The sequence below is a fragment of the Pantoea sp. X-Soil-TKNS-1207 genome (assembly GCF_059730485.1).
In genome coordinates, this window is sequence record NZ_AP035958.1 from 2,698,053 (window position 1) to 2,716,687 (window position 18,635).

At 60.2% G+C, this 18,635-nt stretch carries 15 protein-coding genes; all 15 read right to left on the bottom strand.

Annotated features, from left to right (window positions below):
* Positions 1-4: 4 nt before the first annotated feature.
* Complete coding sequence (locus AC6I8V_RS12700; RefSeq protein ID WP_497842606.1) at positions 5-931, bottom strand: 2-hydroxyacid dehydrogenase; 927 nt, start codon at positions 929-931, stop codon at positions 5-7.
* Entirely contained in the window at positions 931-1,779 is an 849-nt protein-coding gene (locus AC6I8V_RS12705) for a GNAT family N-acetyltransferase (RefSeq protein WP_497842607.1), read from the bottom strand. The genes AC6I8V_RS12700 and AC6I8V_RS12705 overlap by 1 nt, the downstream gene beginning before the upstream one ends.
* Before the next feature lie 10 nt (positions 1,780-1,789).
* Complete coding sequence (locus tag AC6I8V_RS12710) at positions 1,790-3,121, bottom strand: NAD(P)/FAD-dependent oxidoreductase (RefSeq protein WP_497842608.1); 1,332 nt, start codon at positions 3,119-3,121, stop codon at positions 1,790-1,792.
* Positions 3,122-3,169: 48 nt separating this feature from the next.
* On the bottom strand, positions 3,170-4,834 hold the full coding sequence (locus AC6I8V_RS12715) for an ABC transporter ATP-binding protein (protein WP_497842609.1): 1,665 nt from the start codon (positions 4,832-4,834) through the stop codon (positions 3,170-3,172).
* Complete coding sequence (locus tag AC6I8V_RS12720) at positions 4,831-5,682, bottom strand: ABC transporter permease (RefSeq protein ID WP_497842610.1); 852 nt, start codon at positions 5,680-5,682, stop codon at positions 4,831-4,833. The genes AC6I8V_RS12715 and AC6I8V_RS12720 overlap by 4 nt, the downstream gene beginning before the upstream one ends.
* A complete protein-coding gene (locus tag AC6I8V_RS12725; protein WP_497842611.1) occupies positions 5,682-6,635 on the bottom strand; it encodes an ABC transporter permease in 954 nt (317 codons plus the stop codon). The genes AC6I8V_RS12720 and AC6I8V_RS12725 overlap by 1 nt, the downstream gene beginning before the upstream one ends.
* 27 nt (positions 6,636-6,662) lie before the next feature.
* Positions 6,663-8,267 (bottom strand): ABC transporter substrate-binding protein, encoded by a 1,605-nt coding sequence (locus AC6I8V_RS12730; RefSeq protein WP_497842612.1) that lies wholly within the window; start codon positions 8,265-8,267, stop codon positions 6,663-6,665.
* 145 nt (positions 8,268-8,412) lie between these two features.
* On the bottom strand, positions 8,413-9,690 hold the full coding sequence (locus AC6I8V_RS12735; RefSeq protein ID WP_497842613.1) for an NAD(P)/FAD-dependent oxidoreductase: 1,278 nt from the start codon (positions 9,688-9,690) through the stop codon (positions 8,413-8,415).
* A gap of 17 nt (positions 9,691-9,707) precedes the next feature.
* Positions 9,708-10,376 carry a haloacid dehalogenase type II gene (locus AC6I8V_RS12740; RefSeq protein ID WP_497842614.1) on the bottom strand — a complete coding sequence of 223 codons (669 nt, stop codon included), beginning with the start codon at positions 10,374-10,376 and terminating at the stop codon, positions 9,708-9,710.
* 31 nt (positions 10,377-10,407) lie between these two features.
* Positions 10,408-11,877, bottom strand: a complete 1,470-nt coding sequence (locus AC6I8V_RS12745; RefSeq protein ID WP_497842615.1) for an aldehyde dehydrogenase family protein — start codon at positions 11,875-11,877, stop codon at positions 10,408-10,410.
* Between the two features lie 357 nt (positions 11,878-12,234).
* Positions 12,235-13,692: an NAD-dependent succinate-semialdehyde dehydrogenase gene (locus tag AC6I8V_RS12750; RefSeq protein ID WP_497842616.1), complete on the bottom strand. Its 1,458-nt coding sequence runs from the start codon at positions 13,690-13,692 to the stop codon at positions 12,235-12,237.
* A gap of 149 nt (positions 13,693-13,841) precedes the next feature.
* Complete coding sequence (gene cbl, locus AC6I8V_RS12755; protein WP_497842617.1) at positions 13,842-14,801, bottom strand: HTH-type transcriptional regulator Cbl; 960 nt, start codon at positions 14,799-14,801, stop codon at positions 13,842-13,844.
* 1,033 nt (positions 14,802-15,834) lie between these two features.
* Entirely contained in the window at positions 15,835-16,047 is a 213-nt protein-coding gene (locus AC6I8V_RS12760) for a hypothetical protein (protein ID WP_497842618.1), read from the bottom strand.
* A gap of 149 nt (positions 16,048-16,196) precedes the next feature.
* Positions 16,197-17,114 (bottom strand): nitrogen assimilation transcriptional regulator NAC, encoded by a 918-nt coding sequence (gene nac / locus AC6I8V_RS12765; protein WP_497842619.1) that lies wholly within the window; start codon positions 17,112-17,114, stop codon positions 16,197-16,199.
* A gap of 495 nt (positions 17,115-17,609) precedes the next feature.
* Positions 17,610-18,632 carry an ABC transporter permease gene (locus tag AC6I8V_RS12770; protein WP_497845834.1) on the bottom strand — a complete coding sequence of 341 codons (1,023 nt, stop codon included), beginning with the start codon at positions 18,630-18,632 and terminating at the stop codon, positions 17,610-17,612.
* Between the last annotated feature and the right edge of the window lie 3 nt (positions 18,633-18,635).

Consider the following 18,635-nt stretch of genomic DNA (forward strand, 5'->3'; position numbering starts at 1 on the left):
CATCTCAGTATCCCCGGTTGCGATCGATAATGCCGACCATCGGTTCACCGCGCTGATAGCGGCGCAGGTTGTCGAGCAGCGCCGCCACGGCGCTGTCAGTTTGCGTCTGGCTGGCGATATGCGGCGTCAGCCAGATAGCCGGATGGTGCCAGAACGGGTGCCCGGCAGGCAGCGGTTCGGGATCGGTCACGTCGATCACCGCCGCGCTCAGCTGACCACTCGCCAGCGCCGCCAGCAGATGATCGTCGTTGAGTTGCGGCCCGCGCCCGGCCTGTACCAGCGCGGCACCGGCAGGCAGCCGGGCGAACAGATCGGCATTGAGCAGCCCGCGCGTGCTGTCAGTAAGCGGCAGCAGGCAGACCAGGATGTCGCTGTGCGCCAGAAAATCCGTCAGCTGATCGCTGCCATGCCAGCAGCGGACGCCTTCGATGTCACGCGGCGTGCGGCTCCAGCCCGCGCAGTCAAAACCGAGCGACGCCAGCTGCTTAAGCGCGGCCTGGCCGAGTTCGCCGAGGCCCATCACGCCAACGCGACGCTGGCTGGCGGTGTGAATTTTATGGGTTTGCCACTGCTGCGCGCGCTGCTGTTGCAGGTAGCGCGGCATATCGCGATGCAGCCCCAGCACCGCAAAAGTGACGTACTCCACCATGCCCTGCGTCAGGCCCGGTTCGATCATGCGCACCACCGGCAAATCCGGCGGCAGCGTGCTGAGATCGAACTGATCGGCTCCGGCACCCACCGACAGCAGCGCTTTCAGGTTAGGAAAGAGTGTGAGCAGATCGTCCGGCGGCTGCCAGGCAATCAGCAGCTCCACCTGCTGCGCATCGCCGATGTCCGGCCAGATATGCAGCTGAATATCCGGCGCATGTTGCGCCAGCCACTGCTGCCACTGCATCCCGCGTGCGGGTTCAGATTTATAGACGATATGCATCAGGCCATCGCCTGGGTCATCAGCCCGAACGCCTGCATGTCACCGGCCTGCGGTGACCACGGCGTTCCCCGCACCATGGTGGTGGGTGCATCAACCTGCGTCAGTCCCAGCGTTTCCAGCCACGCGGCCAGCGGCTGAGCGCCATCGGTGTCGATACGGACAAACTCGCCGCCCAGTCCCTGCATCAGGGCCGCGACCAGGGTTTGCGCCACTGGCAGGGTCTGCGCAATCACCGGACCAATCGACCAGCCGTGACCAAAACGGCGCAGGCTGGCAAAGCCGTGGACGCGCTGCTGTGCGTCCTGTAACACCACCATCTGGCTGTCAGCGATCAGGGTGCTGATCAAACGTGGACGCCACATGCCGTGCGCCTGATGATCCAGTTCGGTCAGCAGGTCGGCATCCGCTGGCGTCGCGTTGCGCAGCGTCATACCGGCAGGCAGGCTCACCGGCGGCACCGCCGCCAGCGAGCGCGTCTGATGCTGTTGAATATGGCCGGTGACGCTGAAGCCCAGTTTCATGTACAAGCCTTTGCCCATCTCAGTAGCATGGAGGCGCACGTTGTAATCCGGGAATTTTTCCAGCATCGCCAGCATCAGCTGCTTTCCAATGCCGCGTCCCTGAAACTGGTCGTTGACGATCACCAGCCCAATGGTGGCGGCCTGCTCACCCCAGCGCCAGCCGATGGCGCTGCCGAGGTATGCGCCGTGCTCTTCGGCCACCACCCCCTCGCCCAGTTTGATCGCCTGCGCCCAGTCTTCACGACGGTGCGGCCACTTCAGCTGCTGCGTCATGGCAAAGCCCTGTTCGATGTCGTCCGCCGTCATCGCGCGTAATGTGATACTCATGGTGCTCTCCTTACATCATGCCTGGCGCGTCAAGGCCGCTGCCATCAATTAAACGTGAATAACGATAGGGGGTGGGATCCACCACCGGCGTGCTGTCGGTGGCGAGATCGGCCGCCAGCCGCCCTGCACCCGGCCCAATACCGAAGCCGTGGGCGCTATAACCCGCCGACAGCACCAGGCCGGGCAGTTTTGCCACCGTCGAGATGACCGGGATCGCGTCCGGCGTGCTGTCGATCATGCCGCCCCAGGATTGCGCCAGCCGGATATTCGCCAGCGCCGGGTACTCTTTGCGCATTGCGGCCAGTCCGGCCTGCACCAGGCTGGCATCGGCCGCCGGGTCGAGAATGCGTATACGTTCGAACGGCGATGGGCGATCAAACGCCCAGCTGCCCAGCGCTTCCGGGCCGCTAAAGAACGGTTTCAGGCCGAGATTGAATGTCAGGTTTTTGCGGCGGCTTTTAAAGGTCGGGTAGAACTGGCGCGCGTAGCGGATACCCTGTGCGCCGGGTTCCAGGCGACCGCGGCCCGATACCGCAACGGTGTAGCTGCCATCCAGCTGCGGGCGACAGGCAAAGCCCGGCGTGTAAAGCGGCATGGAAATCGCCTGGGCAATCGGCTGGGTACGGAAGGCGGTGCCAATCACGTTGCCGAGCGGCAGGTCGATACCGTGGCGACGACAGAACATGGAGGTCCAGGCACCGGCGGCGCAGATCACACGGCTGGTTTTGATCAGACCGCGCTCGGTCCAAACGCCGCTCACCACCCCGGCGGCGATATCAAGACCGCGTACCGCGCACTGCTGAAACACCTGCGCACCGAGGCGCTGGGCGCCGATCACCAGCCCGGCCGAGGCCAGGCGCGGCTCCGCATGGCCATCGCTGGGTGACGACACGCCGCCCAGCCAGTCGGTGCTGCTGCCTGGGGTCATGGCTTTGGCCTGATCGGCGCTGAGCATATCGCTGCGTACGCCGTAGTGTTTTGCCATCCGCCCCCACTTCTCCCAGGCGGCAATGTCGGTTTCGTTGCGCGTGGCGTAGACCAGCCCGCTGCGGCGAAAACCGAGTTCTTCACCGGTTTCGGCGTTGAGTTCGCCCCAGCGCTGGAGGGCATAGATGATCAGCGGCAGTTCGCGTTCGTCACGATTCTGCTGACGGCACCAGCCCCAGTTACGGCTGGACTGCTCGGCACCGACCAGCCCTTTTTCCACCAGCACCACCTTCAAACCCTGTTTTGCCAGCTCCCAGGTGGCGGCAGAACCGGCGATACCAGCACCGATCACCACCACATCAGCGGCGTCGGGGAAATTGGCACTGTCCTGAACATAACGAATCGGCGCAGGCATAGCGTGACGACCTCATTTTAGTTGGGTTGGTAAGGGATACAGCGAGCATTATTCTGCCTTAAGCACTTCTTCGTGCTCATCCAGCCAGCCCTGACGCAATTCTGGCACTGCGCGTTTCAGGCGCTCGAAATACAATTCGCTGGTCGGCTTGTCGTAATCGGCGCGGGCAATCTGAGTCACGATCCGGCCACTTTTCATCACCACGATATCGTCGCAGACCGCGCGTACCGCGTGCATGTCATGGCTGATAAACAGCACCGATAACCCCAGCTCGCGCCGCAGTTCGCTGATCAAATCCAGCACCGCGGCGGCCACCACGGTATCCAGCGCCGAGGTCACTTCATCGCACAGAATCAGATCCGGCTCCGCCGCCAGCGCACGCGCCAGGTTAACGCGCTGCTTCTGCCCGCCGGAGAGCGCCCAGGGTCGCCGCCACAGCACGCTGCGCGGCAGTTTGACCAGGTCGAGCAGCTGATGCAGCCGCTGCTCGCGCGCCGCGCCGCTCAGGCCGTGGAACAACGCCAGCGGCCGCGACAAAATACGTTCAACGCTGTGCGCCGGGTTGAGCGCGGTGTCCGCCATCTGGAACACGTACTGGATACGGCGCAACTCGTTATCCGGGCGCTTATGCATATCGCCGTTGATGTAGTGACCGTTGAACAGCAGATGCCCCTGGCTCGGCGCATTCAGCCCGGCAATGGCGTGTGCCAGCGTGGTTTTACCGGAGCCGGATTCGCCGATGATGCCAATCGCCTGCCCCTTCCACAGCTTAAGGTTGATCTCTTCCAGGATGCGGATCTTCGGCTGGCCGTCGCTGCCGCGTGGACCATAACCGGCGCTGAGATCGCGCACCTCCAGCAGCGGCTGCATCTCCGCCGTGGCGCAGCTCCAGCTGCTCGGACGTTCATTCTGGCGCGCTGCGTCCATCAGCAGCTGGGTGTATTCCGCCTGCGGTGCGCCAATTAATCGTTCGGTGGTGCCGTATTCGGCCATTTTGCCCTGCAACAGCACCAGAATGCGGTCGGCCATTTGCGCCACCACCGCCAGATCGTGGCTGACGTAGACCGCCGTCACGCCACGCTGCGCCACCACGCGACGGAACGCCTTCAGCACCTCGACCTGGGTCGTGACATCCAGCGCAGTGGTCGGCTCATCGAGGATCACCACGTCCGGGTCGCCAATCAGCGCCATCGCCGTCATCAGGCGTTGCAGCTGGCCGCCAGAGACCTGATGCGGAAAACGGTCGCCGATGGTTTCCGGATTGGGCAGCGCCAGCTCGCGAAACAGCGCAATCGCCTTGGCTTTCGCCGCTTTGCGTTTCATGGTGCCGTGGATCACTACCGGCTCAATCACCTGATCGAGAATGCGCATCCCAGGGTTAAACGACGCCGCAGCGCTTTGCGCAATATAGGCCACTTTGTTGCCGCGAAATTCGCGCAGCTGAACCGGAGACAGGCTACGGACATCGGTGCCCGCCAGATGGATAATGCCATCCGCAATGCGGCAACCGGGACGCGCATACCCCATCAGCGCCATGGCGATGGTGGTTTTGCCGGAGCCGGATTCACCAATCAGCGCCAGCACTTCTCCCTTCTGCACGGTAAAGCGAATGTCGGAAACCAGATCGATCTCTTCACCTTTGTCGGTCTGCGCGGTGACGCGCAGGTTCTCGACGGTGATCACCGGCATCGCGGTGTGAGGTGTCACGTTCATGCTCCCTCCTTCGCCAGGGTTAGCGGACGCATCGCCTGGAGGCTGTCGATAAACAGGTTGGCGCCGATGGTCAGGCTGGCGATGGCGACCGCAGGCATCAGCACCGCAGGCGAGCCATCAAACAGCCCCTGGATGTTTTCGCGCACCAGCGTGCCCCAGTCGGCATACGGCGGTTGCACGCCCAGTCCGAGGAAACTCAGGCCGCTCAGCAGCAGCACAATGTAGACAAAGCGCAGGCCAAAGTCGGTGAGCATCGGGTGCACCATATTCGGCAGAATGTCGTGGATCGCCACATACCAGCGGCTTTCACCGCGCAAGCGCGAGGCACGCACGTAATCCATGCTGCGCAGGCTGCTCGCCATGGCGAAGGCGATACGAAACGCCCCCGGCCAGTAGGTAAATATCGCCGTCAGGATCAGCATCGGCAGCGAGGAACCGAATACCGCCACAATCATCAGCGACATCACCTTGCCCGGCAGCACCAGCAGCGCATCGTTGACGCGCCCCAGCAGCTCCTCCAGCCAGCGGCCGGTGACCGCAGCCAGCAGCGCCAGCAGGGTGCCGATCAGGCTGGCGCCGAGCGCCGCACCGAGCGCCAGGCCGATGGAGAACTTCGCGCCGTAGAGAATACGGCTGAGGATGTCGCGCCCGAGATAATCGGTGCCGAGCAGGTTGTCTGCGGTAAAGCCGCCCAGCAGCGGGCCGCCGCCGATATCTTCAACGTTGTGCGGTGCCAGTTGCGTACCAAACAACGCCATCAACACCCAGAAAAGCGAGATCAGCAGGCCGAAGCGGCCAGAGATCGATAGCGACTGAAAAAAACGCCAGGGAAGTAGCAAGCTATTCATCAGCTCCTCCATTTCGGGTTAAAGGCGATGGTCAGGATATCGGCCGCCAGCAGCAGTACCAGGTAGCTGGCGGCAAACAACATCACGCAGAATTGCACCACCGGCAGGTCGCGGTTGCTCACCGCATCCACCAGCGCGCTGGCAAGGCCGGGATAGCTGAAGATGGTTTCAATGATGATCACGCCGCCAAACAGGTACGACAGGCTGAGCGAGATGGAGTTGGCGATCGGTCCGACGGCATTGGGGAGCGCATGGCGCAGCACCGCGCGCAGCGGCGAGACCCCTTTCAGTCGCGCCATCTCCAGATAGGGGCTGTCGAGCTGGTTGATGATGGCGGCACGGGTCATGCGCGCCATCTGCGCCACCAGCACGCAGCACAGCGTCAGCACCGGCAGCGCGTAGGCTTTCAGGTAGCTGACCAGATCCATATTCGGGCTGCCGAACGACATCGCCGACACCCAGTGCAGCTTGACGGCAAAAATCAGCACCGCCACGGTCGCGACGAGAAATTCCGGCACCGCCACCGTCGCCATGGTGCTGACCACCAGAAAACGATCGAGCAGCGAACCCCGGTTCATCGCCGCCGTGATGCCAATCACCAGCGCCAGCGGCACGCAGATCAGCGTGGTGATCGCCGCCAGTTCGAAGGTGGCGGGAATGCGTTGCGCCACCAGCTGCGACACCGGCAGATGGCTGGCGAACGACATACCGAAATCACCGTGCAGCATCCCGCCCAGCCAGCTGAAATAGCGCGCCAGCAGCGGCTGATCCAGCCCCAGCTGCTGGCGTAACGCCGCCACCGTTTCCGGTGTGGCGTTTTGCCCCAGGATCATCTGCGCCGCATCACCGGGCAGCAGGCTGGTGATAAAGAACACCACCGCCGAGACGATAAGCAAAGTCAGGATGCCCGCGCCTGTGCGGCGGGCAATCAGGAACATCATGTATCGGTTCATCGGCGTACTCCTCTTGCGGTTAACGAATCAGGCAGACAGCCAGGCGAACTCGTGGAAGCGATAGCCCATCATCATGCCCGACGGCCACGGCTCCACCCCTTTCACCTTCTTGCTGTAACCGTCGGTGGAGCTGATAAAGGTGGGGATAATGGTGCCGCAGTGGTCGTAAATCAGGGTCTGCATATCGCCATACATCTGTTTGCGTTTCGCCTGATCGCGCTCGCCACGGGCCGCCACCACCAGTTGATCAAACTGATCGTTCTTCCAGCCAGATTCGTTATTGGCGGCGCTGGAGAGATAGAACTGTGAGAACAGCATATCCAGCGTCGGACGCGGGTTGATCGAGCCGTAGCCGACCGGGTCTTTGGTCCAGTGGGTTGACCAGTAGCCGTCGTAAGGAACGCGGCGCACCTTGAAGTTCACGCCACTATTCCGCGCCACCTGCTGAATCAGCTGGCCCCCTTCCACGGCGCCTTCGATGTTCGGCGTGGTGATGATCTCCACGTTAGCCCCGGCCATACCGGCTTTTTTGAAGTGGAATTTGGCTTTTTCCACATCCAGCGGACGCGGTTTGAGATCGGCGTTGTACAGCGGATGCCACGGCGGGACTGGCGTGTCGTTCGCCACGTCTCCATAGCCCTGCAACACGGTTTTCACCACCATTTCACGCGGTTGCAGGTACTTCATGCCCAGCACAAAGTCTTCGCTGCTGCCTGGCTTCACGTCGGTGCGCACAATCAGGTTGGTGTACATGCCGGATTTACTCTCCAGCACGCCGAAATCACTGGTGGCTTTGATACGTTTGCAATCTGCCGCGCTCAGGGTGGAGATGATGTGCAGATCGCCAGACATCAGGGCGTTGACGCGCGCCGCCTGGTCAGTCACGCCGAGCAGTTCCACTTCATCGAGATGCGGCAGGCCCGCTTTGAAATAGTTGGGGTTTTTGACGCCCACCGAACGTACGCCGGGGGTGAATTCTTTCAGTTTGAACGGTCCGGTGCCGATGCCTTTGCTGAAATCTTTGGTGCCGTCCTGCACGATCAGGAATGGCGCCGCCGCCAGCATAAAGGGAACGTCGAAATTGGGCTGGCTCAGCACCAGCTGCACTTCGTTATCATTGACGGCGGTGAAGGTAGAAAATTGATCCGCCAGTTTGATGGCGTTAGATGCCACAGCAGGATCTTTGTGGCGGCTGAGGGAGTAGATCACGTCTTTCGCCGTCAGCGGTTTGCCATCGTGAAAAGTGACGCCTTTACGCAGTTTGATCTGCCAGGTGACGCCATCGCTGGAGGTGACCGACTCCGCCAGCGCCGGTTGCACCGCGAGGTTTTTGTCCAGCTCGGTCAGACCGCTGTAGACCATAAACTGACGGGTGTAGTCGCCGCTGTTGTTACCTTTGGCGGGATCGAGGGTATCGGTGGCCGAGGCGTTCGCCATTGCCGCACGCAGTTTACCGCCTTTGACCGGCGTTTCCGCCGCAAAACCCATTTCCGGAAAACCGATCAGACCGGTGCTCATCACTGCACCGGCGGACAACAACTTCATCAGGCTACGGCGCGACAGCGACCCTTCGGTCAGCGCGCGCGTCAGGGCCGGATTTACAGCGTCAGATTCTTTCTTGAATTTACTCATCTGCACACCCTCAATATGAAATGTTGTTTGTTTCGATAATCGTTGTTAACACCCTGCCCCTTCCGGCGGTGCGGATAAATCCGCACCCTGCGTCTTTTCGCAGGGTCGGCATTTACGCCGCCCGGAAGACGCACAGGTTTTACGATCAGGAGAGCCGGTCCTTAGCTTTGTAATACAAGCCCGCGAGGGGCAAAAACCACGGTTTCCCGTGGTAACCGGGCAACGCAGGCCATGACTCGCGCTGCCAGGGATTTTCATTGCGTTTTTCTGCCAGCACATCGGCCATCACTCGCCCCATCCAGGTTGACATCTGCGTGCCATGCCCGCTGTAGCCGAGGGAATAGAACACGCCGTCGTGCTCGCCAGCGTGGGGCAGCCGGTCGGCGGTCATATCGACCATGCCGCCCCAGCAGTAATCAATGCGCGCTTTGCCCAGCGGCGGGAACAGCGCGGTCATCGCCGCCCGTAATACCTCCCCGCTGCGGGTGTCTGAGGTTGGGTTGCTGACGGCAAAGCGGGCGCGACCACCAAACACCAGACGGCGGTCAGCGGTGGTACGGAAGTAGTTGCCGATATTCAGCGAGGTCACGTAGGTGCGATCGTTGGGCAGCACCTGACTTAACAGTTCATCGCCCAGCGGTTCGGTCACCACGATAAAGCTCCCCACCGGCACGATACGGCGCTGGAACCACGGGAAGGGTCCGGCGTTGGACACCCCGGTGGCCATCAGCACTTTGTCAGCCACAATCTCGCCTTTGGCGGTGGTGATGCGATGGCGATAGCCGTCGAGACGGGTTAAGCCGGTAACCGCGTGGTGCGGGAAAATCTTCGCTCCGCTGCGGGCGGCCGCTTCCGCGAGACCGACGCCGAATTTGCCCATATGCATCTGGCCGCCGCGTTTCTGCAACAGGCCGCCGTGGAAAGCATCACTACCCACTTCGCGACGGATCTCATCTTTGCTGAGCAGTTCAATGTCCGGGTCCACGGTGTCACGCATCAGTTGCCAGGCACTGCGCAGGCCAGGGAAGTGCGTCGCTTTGCTGGCAAGCTTCAGCTTGCCGCACAGACGGAAGTCGCAATCGATCTGTTCCTCACGCACCAGCTGCTCGACATAGCTCACCGCACTGTCGAACGCATGATAGAAGCGGCTGGCCTGCTCAAGCCCCTGGCTGGCAACCAGCGAGGCGAAGTTTTGCGACACCCCGGTGTTACAGTGGCCGCCATTACGCGCCGAGGCCTGGCTCATGATGTCGCCGCTTTCCAGCAGCACCACATCGATGCCGCTGCGCGCCAGGTTAAGGGCGGCCGAGACACCGGTAAAGCCACCGCCAATCACCACCACGCTGGCGGTAGCGGGCAGCGCACCCGTTGCTGCGCCACGAAATTGCGGTGCGGTGGCCTGCCAGAAAGATTCGAGTTTCATTGCGCTGCCCTCCGGGCTTAGAGTCCAACCACGGCGGGCAGACCGCCGATATCGTTAATCTCGGTGTAACCGTAAGCCGGGTTGCCGTGGTCATGGCCGCGATTCACCCACACTTTATGGCTGATCCCCATGTCGTGGCAGGTCATCAGGTCGTAGCGCAGGCTGGAGGAGACGTGCAGGATCTCGTCCGGGCGGCAGTCGAGTTTTTCCAGCATGTATTCAAAACCTTTCATCTGCGGTTTATAGGCGCCCACTTCTTCGGCGGTGATCGCCATATGGATCGGCGCACCGAGACGCGGAATATGGTGCGGCAGCAGGTTTTTCATCGAGTTGGAGAGCAGCACCAGCGGAAATTCCTGCGCCACTTTTGCCAGCCCGGCAGGCACATCGGGGTGCGGTCCCCAGGTGGCGCAGTCGGTGTAGATAAAATCACTGTCGGCTTTGTCCCACTGCACGCCCCATTTTTTGCAGGTGCGTTGCAGGGCGTGACTCACCACGTCGTAGTAGGGTTTCCACGCGCCCAGCACTTCGTCCATACGGTAACGGGCGAAATCGGTGGTGAACGCCAGCATCGCTTCCGGGGCGACGCGATCGTTGAAGCAGCGCTCTGCGGCACCGGCCATATCGAAGTTGATCAGGGTGCCGTAGCAATCAAAAGTGATGTATTTCGGTTTAAACAGAGCCATGACGTGACCTCGTGGTTATCTGATGCAGAAATTAAAAATCGATTAATACGCTTTTCTGGCGCTGACAGGCCTGAAACGCCTGACGGCCCAGATCCTTACCAATACCGGACCCCAGGAAACCGCCGGTGGGGATAATAAAATCGCCGGAGCGGCCGTAGCGGTTGATCCACACGGTGCCGGATTCAATCGCCCGCATCGCCCGCATGGCGCGCGGCAGGCTCAGGGTGTGCACCCCGGCGCACAAGCCATAGGTTTCATGGGCGGCCAGCTGAAGCCCTTCCTCTTCATCATCAAACTCCTGCACGGTGAGCACCGGACCGAAAATTTCCTGCTGCACGGCCGGGTTGTTCGGGGCGACGCCGCACAGCAGGGTTGGCTGCCAGAACCAGCCGGCGTCGGTATCCGCAAAACGTTCACCGCCCACCAGCACTTCAGCGCCTTCGGCTTTCGCTGCGGCGATCACCGCAGCCACTTTGTTGCCCTGGCGCTCGTCGATCAGCGGCGCATACCGGCTGTCATCCTGCCAGGTCACGCCCGGACGCGGCTGCTGGCACAGCGCCACCAGGCGATCCAGCAGCGGCTGCGCAATGCCGCGCTGCACAATCAGACGTGTTCCGGCCACGCAGGCCTGGCCGCCGTTGGCGGTGAAGCCGCGCAGAATACGCTGCGCCAGTACCTCGATATCACCCGCATCGTCGAACACCAGCTGCGGACTTTTGCCGCCCAGTTCGAGGGTGACCGGTTTCATCCCGTGCTGCGCCGCATCGCTCATGATGCGTGCGCCAGTGACGGTGGAACCGGTAAAGGAGACTTTGCGCACCAGCGGATGAGTAACCAGCGCACTGCCGGTCACCGCCCCGCTGCCCTGCACAATATTCAGAATGCCTGCCGGGAGTCCGGCCTGCACGGCCAGCTCGGCCATGCGCACGGTGGAGAACGGCGTCAGCTCGGATGGCTTCAGTACCACCGCGTTGCCTGCCGCCAGCGCCGGGCCGCATTTCCACGACGCCATCGACAGCGGAAAATTCCACGGCGTGATGGCGCCGATTACGCCGTAAGGTTCTGCGATCAGCATTCCGAGGCTGCTTTCGCGGGTGGGGAACAGATCGCCGCTGTATTTGTCGGCGCACTCGGCGTAGAAACGGATGGCTTCGGCGGTGAACGGAATTTCGTGCTGCACCACGTCGCTGATCGGACGGGTGGAGCCGAGGGCCTCCAGCTGCGCCAGCAGCAGGTCGCCTTCAATCAGGTCAGCCCAGCGGCGCAGCACTCTGCCACGCTCGCGCGGCGGGCAGCTGCGCCAGCCGCTGGTGGTGAGTGCCTGATGGGCGATGCTGACGGCACGATCGACATCCGCCGCAGTGGCTTCGCTCAGGCTGGCGTAGACTTTGCCATCAGACGGGCGCTTAACGTCAAAGTACGCGCCCTGCGTATGCTGGTGCTGACCATCAATATAATGTCCAGCCGGTAAGGAAACTTTTTCAGGGTCGAAACTTAACATGGAAAAATCCTTATTTGTTACACCCATCATTAGCGTGCTAATTAACATTTCACGCCACACTTATGTGTGCTGTTAATAAGCTAATGCAGAAAGTATGCCAGCCCGACAAAAAATAAAAATGCGTAAAAAACAGCGTTGAGAAATTTTCTGCCGTATTGGCGGGCGAAATTTTGCGGAATTGCCGAAGAAATAAACAGATGATTTACTTCACAAATTATGTGCATTCCTTTGGTGCACCTCGCATGAAACTTGCACTAAAACGGCGAATGTCGGGAAAAACATGATATGACGCACAAAATAAAAAACGCCCATTCCCGGAGGGAACAGGCGTTACGCTGGCTGAATGTTAATTTTTAATCAGAGGCTACCAATATGAAAAGTTTTCTGCTCCAGATACTCTTCAATTCCGTAACGTGATCCTTCACGGCCTAATCCGGATAATTTAATTCCGCCGAAAGGGGCAGCATCTAAAGAAATGGCACCGGTATTAAATCCGACCATGCCGAATTCCAGTGCTTCCGCTACCCGCCATGCGCGGCGAATATTTTCGCTGAAGAAATAAGCGCCCAGGCCATAAGGCGTATCATTGGCCATGGCAATCGCTTCGTCTTCGTCATCAAAAATAAACAGCGGCGCCACCGGTCCGAAGGTCTCTTCATGAGCAATGCGCATTTTGCTGGTGACATTGCCGAGCACCGTCGGTTGCACAAAGGTGCCGTTCGGCTGGCTGATGCCGCCTGTTAACAGGGTGGCCCCCTGAGTTAACGCATCATCAATATGGCTGTTGACCTTCTCCACCGCGCGGTCGTTGATCAGCGGGCCGATGGTGCTTTGCGCATCAAAACCATCGCCCACTTTCAGACCCGCAACCGCTTCCAGCAAGCGGGCGCTGAAGCGTGGATAGATGCCGCGCTGCACCAGGATACGGTTGGCGCAGACGCAGGTTTGTCCGGCGTTGCGGAATTTGCTCGCCATCACGCCAGCAATCGCAATCTCTAAATCGGCATCGTCAAACACGATGAGCGGCGCGTTACCGCCGAGTTCCAGGCTCAGACGTTTTATGCTGTCGGCACTCTGCTGCATCAGTAGCTGACCGACGCGCGTCGAACCGGTAAAGGAGATTTTGCGCACCGTACGGCTGGCGGTGAGCGTATTGCCGATGTCGGCAGGCAGGCCGGTCAGTACCTGGAGCACACCTCTGGGGAAACCCGCGCGTTCAGCCAGCACCGCCAGCGCCAGCGCCGACAACGGCGTCAGTTCGGAGGGTTTGACGATAATCGGGCATCCCGCGGCCAGCGCCGGAGCCACTTTACGGGTGATCATCGCAATCGGGAAGTTCCACGGGGTGATAGCCGCCGCGACGCCTACCGGCTGCTTCAGCACCAGAATGCGGCGGTCTTCGCTCGGGGCCGGAATGGTATCACCGTAAATACGACGCGCTTCTTCGGCGAACCACTTCACAAAGCTGGCGCCATACAGCACCTCGCCTTTGGCTTCCGCCAGCGGCTTGCCCTGCTCTGCGGTCATGATGATCGCCAGATCATCGGCGTTCTCAATGATCAGCTGATGCCACTTCTCCAGCAGCGCGGCACGGGTGGCGTTGGGGGTTTTGCCCCAGCTGGCGCGTACCGACTCGGCATAATCTATCGCCTGTTCGGTTTCGGCCGCACCCAATGCCGGAATGGTTGCCAGCACTTCGCGGGTGGACGGGTCGATGACCGGCAGCGTTTCGCCCGCCAGCGCATCCTGCCAGCGCCCGCCAAACAGCGCCTGCTGGCGCAGTAATTCCGCATCTTTCAATTGAATTCGCGACATGCTTTTCCCCTGTGTCTTGGTCATTTCACTGTAACGCGGCGGCACAGCGCAGGATGTTTTTCTGCGGCGGCGAAGTGACACAGGTACGCGTTTTGCGACGGGAAAAGAAATTTTATGCTGTGCGGCCCGGACGGGCCGCATACGGGAGATTAGATCTGGAAATCGATCGCCGGTTCGTCGCCGGTTTCGTAGGAGAGCGCCTGGCGTTTGATCTCTTCCAGCGACAGATTGGCGTTACAGAGTTCAAGGAACTGCCAGACATAGTTGCGTTGCAACTGGCCGCGCTTCAGCCCGAGCCACACGGTGTTGGCATCGAACAGATGGTGCGCATCGATTTTTACCAGGTCTTCACCGTCATAGATATCACAGGCCTGGTCCGCGAGAATGCCCACGCCGAGACCCAGTTCGACGTAGGTTTTCACCACATCGGAATCCTGCGCGCTGAGGACAATATCCGGCTTCAGCCCGGCCGCCTGGAAGGCACGATCGACGCGTGAACGTCCGGTGATGCCCTGACGATAGGTGATCAGCGGATAGCGGCTAAGCTGGCCGAGCGATACCGGTTCCGTCTGCAACAGTTCGTGATCGTGCGGCACCAGCAGCGAGTGGTGCCAGCTGAACCACGGGAAAGCGGCCAGGCTGCTGTTATTGACCAGCTGCTCACTGGCGATGCCGATATCGGCCTCGCCCGCCAGCAACATCGCCACAATCTCCTGCGGCGATCCCTGATTCAGTTCCAGTCGCACATTCGGATAGAGCTGACGAAACGCTTTAATCACTCGCGGCAGGCTGTAGCGCGCCTGGGTGTGGGTGGTGGCGATGGTCAGCACCCCGCTGGTTTCATTGGTAAACACATCCGCGAGGCGACGCACTTTACCCGCCTCATCGAGGATGCGTTCAGCAATTGTCAGCAGCGCTTTACCCGGTTCGGTCATGCCCAGCAGGCGTTTGCCACGGCGGATAAAGATTTCGACGCCCAGTTCATCTTCCAGATCGCGAATATGGCGACTGACCCCGGATTGCGAGGTAAAAAGCGTGTTGGCGACTTCTGTCAGGTTGAACTCGCAACGGGCTGCTTCACGTATAATTTTAAGTTGCTGGAAATTCACACCCTTTTCTCCTGGTTCCTGCCCCTGTTTCGTCCATGTTATGAAGTTGCTGTCAGTGCAACAAATAATAAAAAACGGTGTGTTATGCGTAATAGTAATAAGGGGATGATGGCGATGACGCGCGCAGGAGGATTGTTTTGGCAGCGATTTGCCGCTGTGGGGGCGGCGTTGATGCCGAGCAGCGTTGGATGCCGCATCGACAAGGAGCGCATTAATGCGCTCCCTACATGTAGGGTCGGCATTGATGCCGAGCGGGGTTGGATGCCGCATCGGCCTGGAGCGCATCAATGCGCTCCCTACGGCGTAGGGGCGGCATTGATGCCGACCGGGGTTGAATGCCGCATCGGCCAGGAGCGCATTAATGCGCTCCCTGCGTGTAGGGTCGGCATTGATGCCGACCGGGGTTGGATGCCGCATCGGCCAGGAGCGCATCAATGCGCTCCCTACGGCGTCGGGGCGGCATTGATGCCGACCGGGGTTGGATGCCGCATCGGCCAGGAGCGCATCAATGCGCTCCCTACGGCGTAGGGTCGGCATTGATGCCGAGCGGGGTTGGACGCCACATCGGCAAGGAGCGCATTGATGCGCTCCCTACGGCGTAGGGTCGGCATTGATGCCGAGCGGGGTTGGACGCCGCATCGGCAAGGAGCGCATTGATGCGCTCCCTACGGCGTAGGGTCGGCATTGATGCCGACCGGGGTTGGACGCCACATCGGCAAGGAGCGCATTGATGCGCTCCCTACGGCGTAGGGTCGGCATTGATGCCGAGCGGGGTTGGACGCCGCATCGGCAAGGAGCGCATTGATGCGCTCCCTACGGCGTAGGGTCGGCATTGATGCCGACCGGGGTTGAATGCCACATCGGCCAGGAGCGCATTAATGCGCTCCCTGCATGTAGGGGCGGCATTGATGCCGACCGGGGTTGGATGCCGCATCGGCCAGGAGCGCATTAATGCGCTCCCTACGTGTAGGGGCGTCGTTGATGCCGAGCGGGGTTGGATGCCGCATCGGCCAGGGGCGCATCAATGCGCTCCCTACGGCGTAGGGTCGGCATTGATGCCGAGCGGGGTTGAATGCCACATCGGCCAGGAGCGCATTAATGCGCTCCCTACGGCGTAGGGTCGGCATTGATGCCGACCGGGGTTGGATGCCGCATCGGCCTGGAGCGCATTAATGCGCTCCCTGCGTGTAGGGTCGGCATTGATGCCGACCGGGGTTGGATGCCGCATCGGCCAGGAGCGCATCAATGCGCTCCCTACGGCGTCGGGGCGGCATTAATGCCGACCGGAAGTAGCGGCGCGATTTATCGCGCAAAAAAGAGGGATGCGGCAAGGAAGGCTGGCGCTGAGGCGGGAAATGCAGAGGGCGCGGCCTGATCAGCCGCCCCCGGCCGCAATCAGCTCACCAGCATTAATTCGCGATCTTCCACCAGCGGCTTATTCAGCAGCGACAGCAGAATATTTTTCACCGCCTGCGCCGATGGCGACAGTGGCAGACGTGCGGAGACATTCAGCGACAGCGGCAGATTCAGCGAAGGGCTGTTAATGCGCGCCATCCAGGCATGGGTGGAACTGACCAGCGCACGCGCGGCAGATTCCGGCAACACCGTGACGCCCATACCGCTCGATACGGCCGCGGTCAGCGTGGAAATCGATTCAATCTCGCCGATAATGCGTGCGCTCAGGCGGCGCAGTGAGAAGGCTTCATCGACACGTTTGCGCACGGCGCTGTAGTCACGCGGCAGGAACAGGTTCATCTGCGCAACATCAGCCAAATCAACCGTCGCGCCCGGACAATCCGTAGCACCCACCAGATAGAGTTCTTCCTTCATCAGCGGGATGCTGTTGATACCGGCTGTTGGCGCACGGTCATACAGCACCGCCATATCCAGCTGGCCGTTCATCACTTTCTCGTTCAGTGAGGAGCCGCTGTTTTCATGCAGATACACCAGCACATCCGGATACTGCTCGCGCACGGTTTGCAGCAACGGCATGGTCAGCGACGAGGCCGCTGTACCCGGTGCCAGGCCAATCGATACCTGACCATTCAGCGCCTGTCCGGCGTTGATGACTGCCGTCTGCGCCTGCTCGCACTGACGCAGTATGGTGCGGGCATGGGCATAAAGAATCTTACCAGCCTCCGTCGGCGTTACGCCGCGCTTGGTGCGGATCAGCAACTGCTGATCGAGTTCATTTTCCAGCGTCGCCACCTGCTGGCTAAGCGCGGGCTGCGCAATATGCAACACTTCTGCTGCCTGGGTCAGGCTGCCGATATCGACGATTTTTACAAAGTACTTCAGTCGTCTTAAGTTCATTTTGCCTCCGTCACGGATCCCCGAATGCCAAAGATAATGGGTGGTCTTAGCCTGCTGGCTGGTGGGAATACTGGTTGCAATATGCAGGCCAGGTTTAGTCAGAGCGTGAAAAAGCTTTACCAGATTTTTCCTAACGACGCGGAAAATAAGCGTTTCTGATTACTCAGACAGAGTTAATAAGCGCAGGGCATGGCACAGATTGTTGAAAGATTGCGCGGAATGCACCGATATGGTGCAGAAAATGCGAGGCAGGTGTGCAAAAAAGTGATGACCCGAAGAGTCATTTTAGTGCAGTGAAAGGTGTCAGCGTGCGCAAAGGTGGGAAGAATCAGGAAGTTAAATGAAGGATATATGACAAAACCAATAGTAAAACTTATCTCACGTCCCAGTCAGGGGGGTGTAGCCAGGCGGTAAGTCCGCTCATCCCCGGCAGCATAGATCACTAGGTGGCCGGAGTGAGCGGGCTCAGCGCTGGAACACGATGGAGGACGCGTATCAGCGTTTTTTGCGGTTGCGATGCATATCGATGGATACCGCGGCCACAATGATGATGCCTTTGATAATGTCCTGCACGTAAGCGTCCACACCCACGAAGGTGAAGCCACTCTTAATCAGACCGAGGATCACCGCACCGATTAAGGTGCCGGTAATACGCCCCACACCACCCATCAGGCTGCTGCCACCGATAACCGCTGCGGCGATAGCATCGAGTTCATAGGCAAGGCCCATACTTGACTGGCCGCTGCTGACGCGGGCCGCCAGCACCACACCGGCAAGGCCAGAAAGCGCACCGGCGATGGTATAGACAATGATCAGGTATTTATTGACGTTGATGCCGGACACTTTGGCGGAGGTCATGTTGCCGCCAATCGCGTAGACATATTTGCCGTAGCGGGTGTGTTTCAGCGCAATGTGGAACAGGAAGGCCACCACCAGGAAGATAATCACCGGCATAGCGCCCTGGCCGATGGAGGTGAAGCCATCTGACAGGAAGCTGATCGGGTTACCCTGGGTGTAGTACTGCGCCAGACCGCGTGCCGACACCATCATACCGAGGGTGGCGATAAACGGTGGGATACCGGTTTTGGTGATCAACACGCCGTTGACCAGACCACACACCAGCCCTACCCCTACCCCGGCGACAATCGGCACCGCGGCAGGCAGGTTAACCAGCGACGGATACATCGGCGTCAGGCTGTCGGAGGTTTGCGCCAGACTGGCCGCGACCACCGCCGTCAGGGCGATGACAGAACCCGAGGAGAGGTCGATACCGGTGGTGATAATGACCTGAGTCACGCCCACCGCGATGATGCCGATAATCGCCACCTGCAACACAATCAGCACCAGGCGGTTGGTGTTCATCAGGAAGGATTGGTCACGCACATACCAACCCGCAATTTCAAAGATCAGGGCGATGCCCAACATCACCACGAAAATGCCGGTATCTTTCGGCATTTTATGGCGAAGATTGCTAAAGAATGACGTCTGTTCAGTTGCCTGGGGGGCCGTTACTTTAATGTT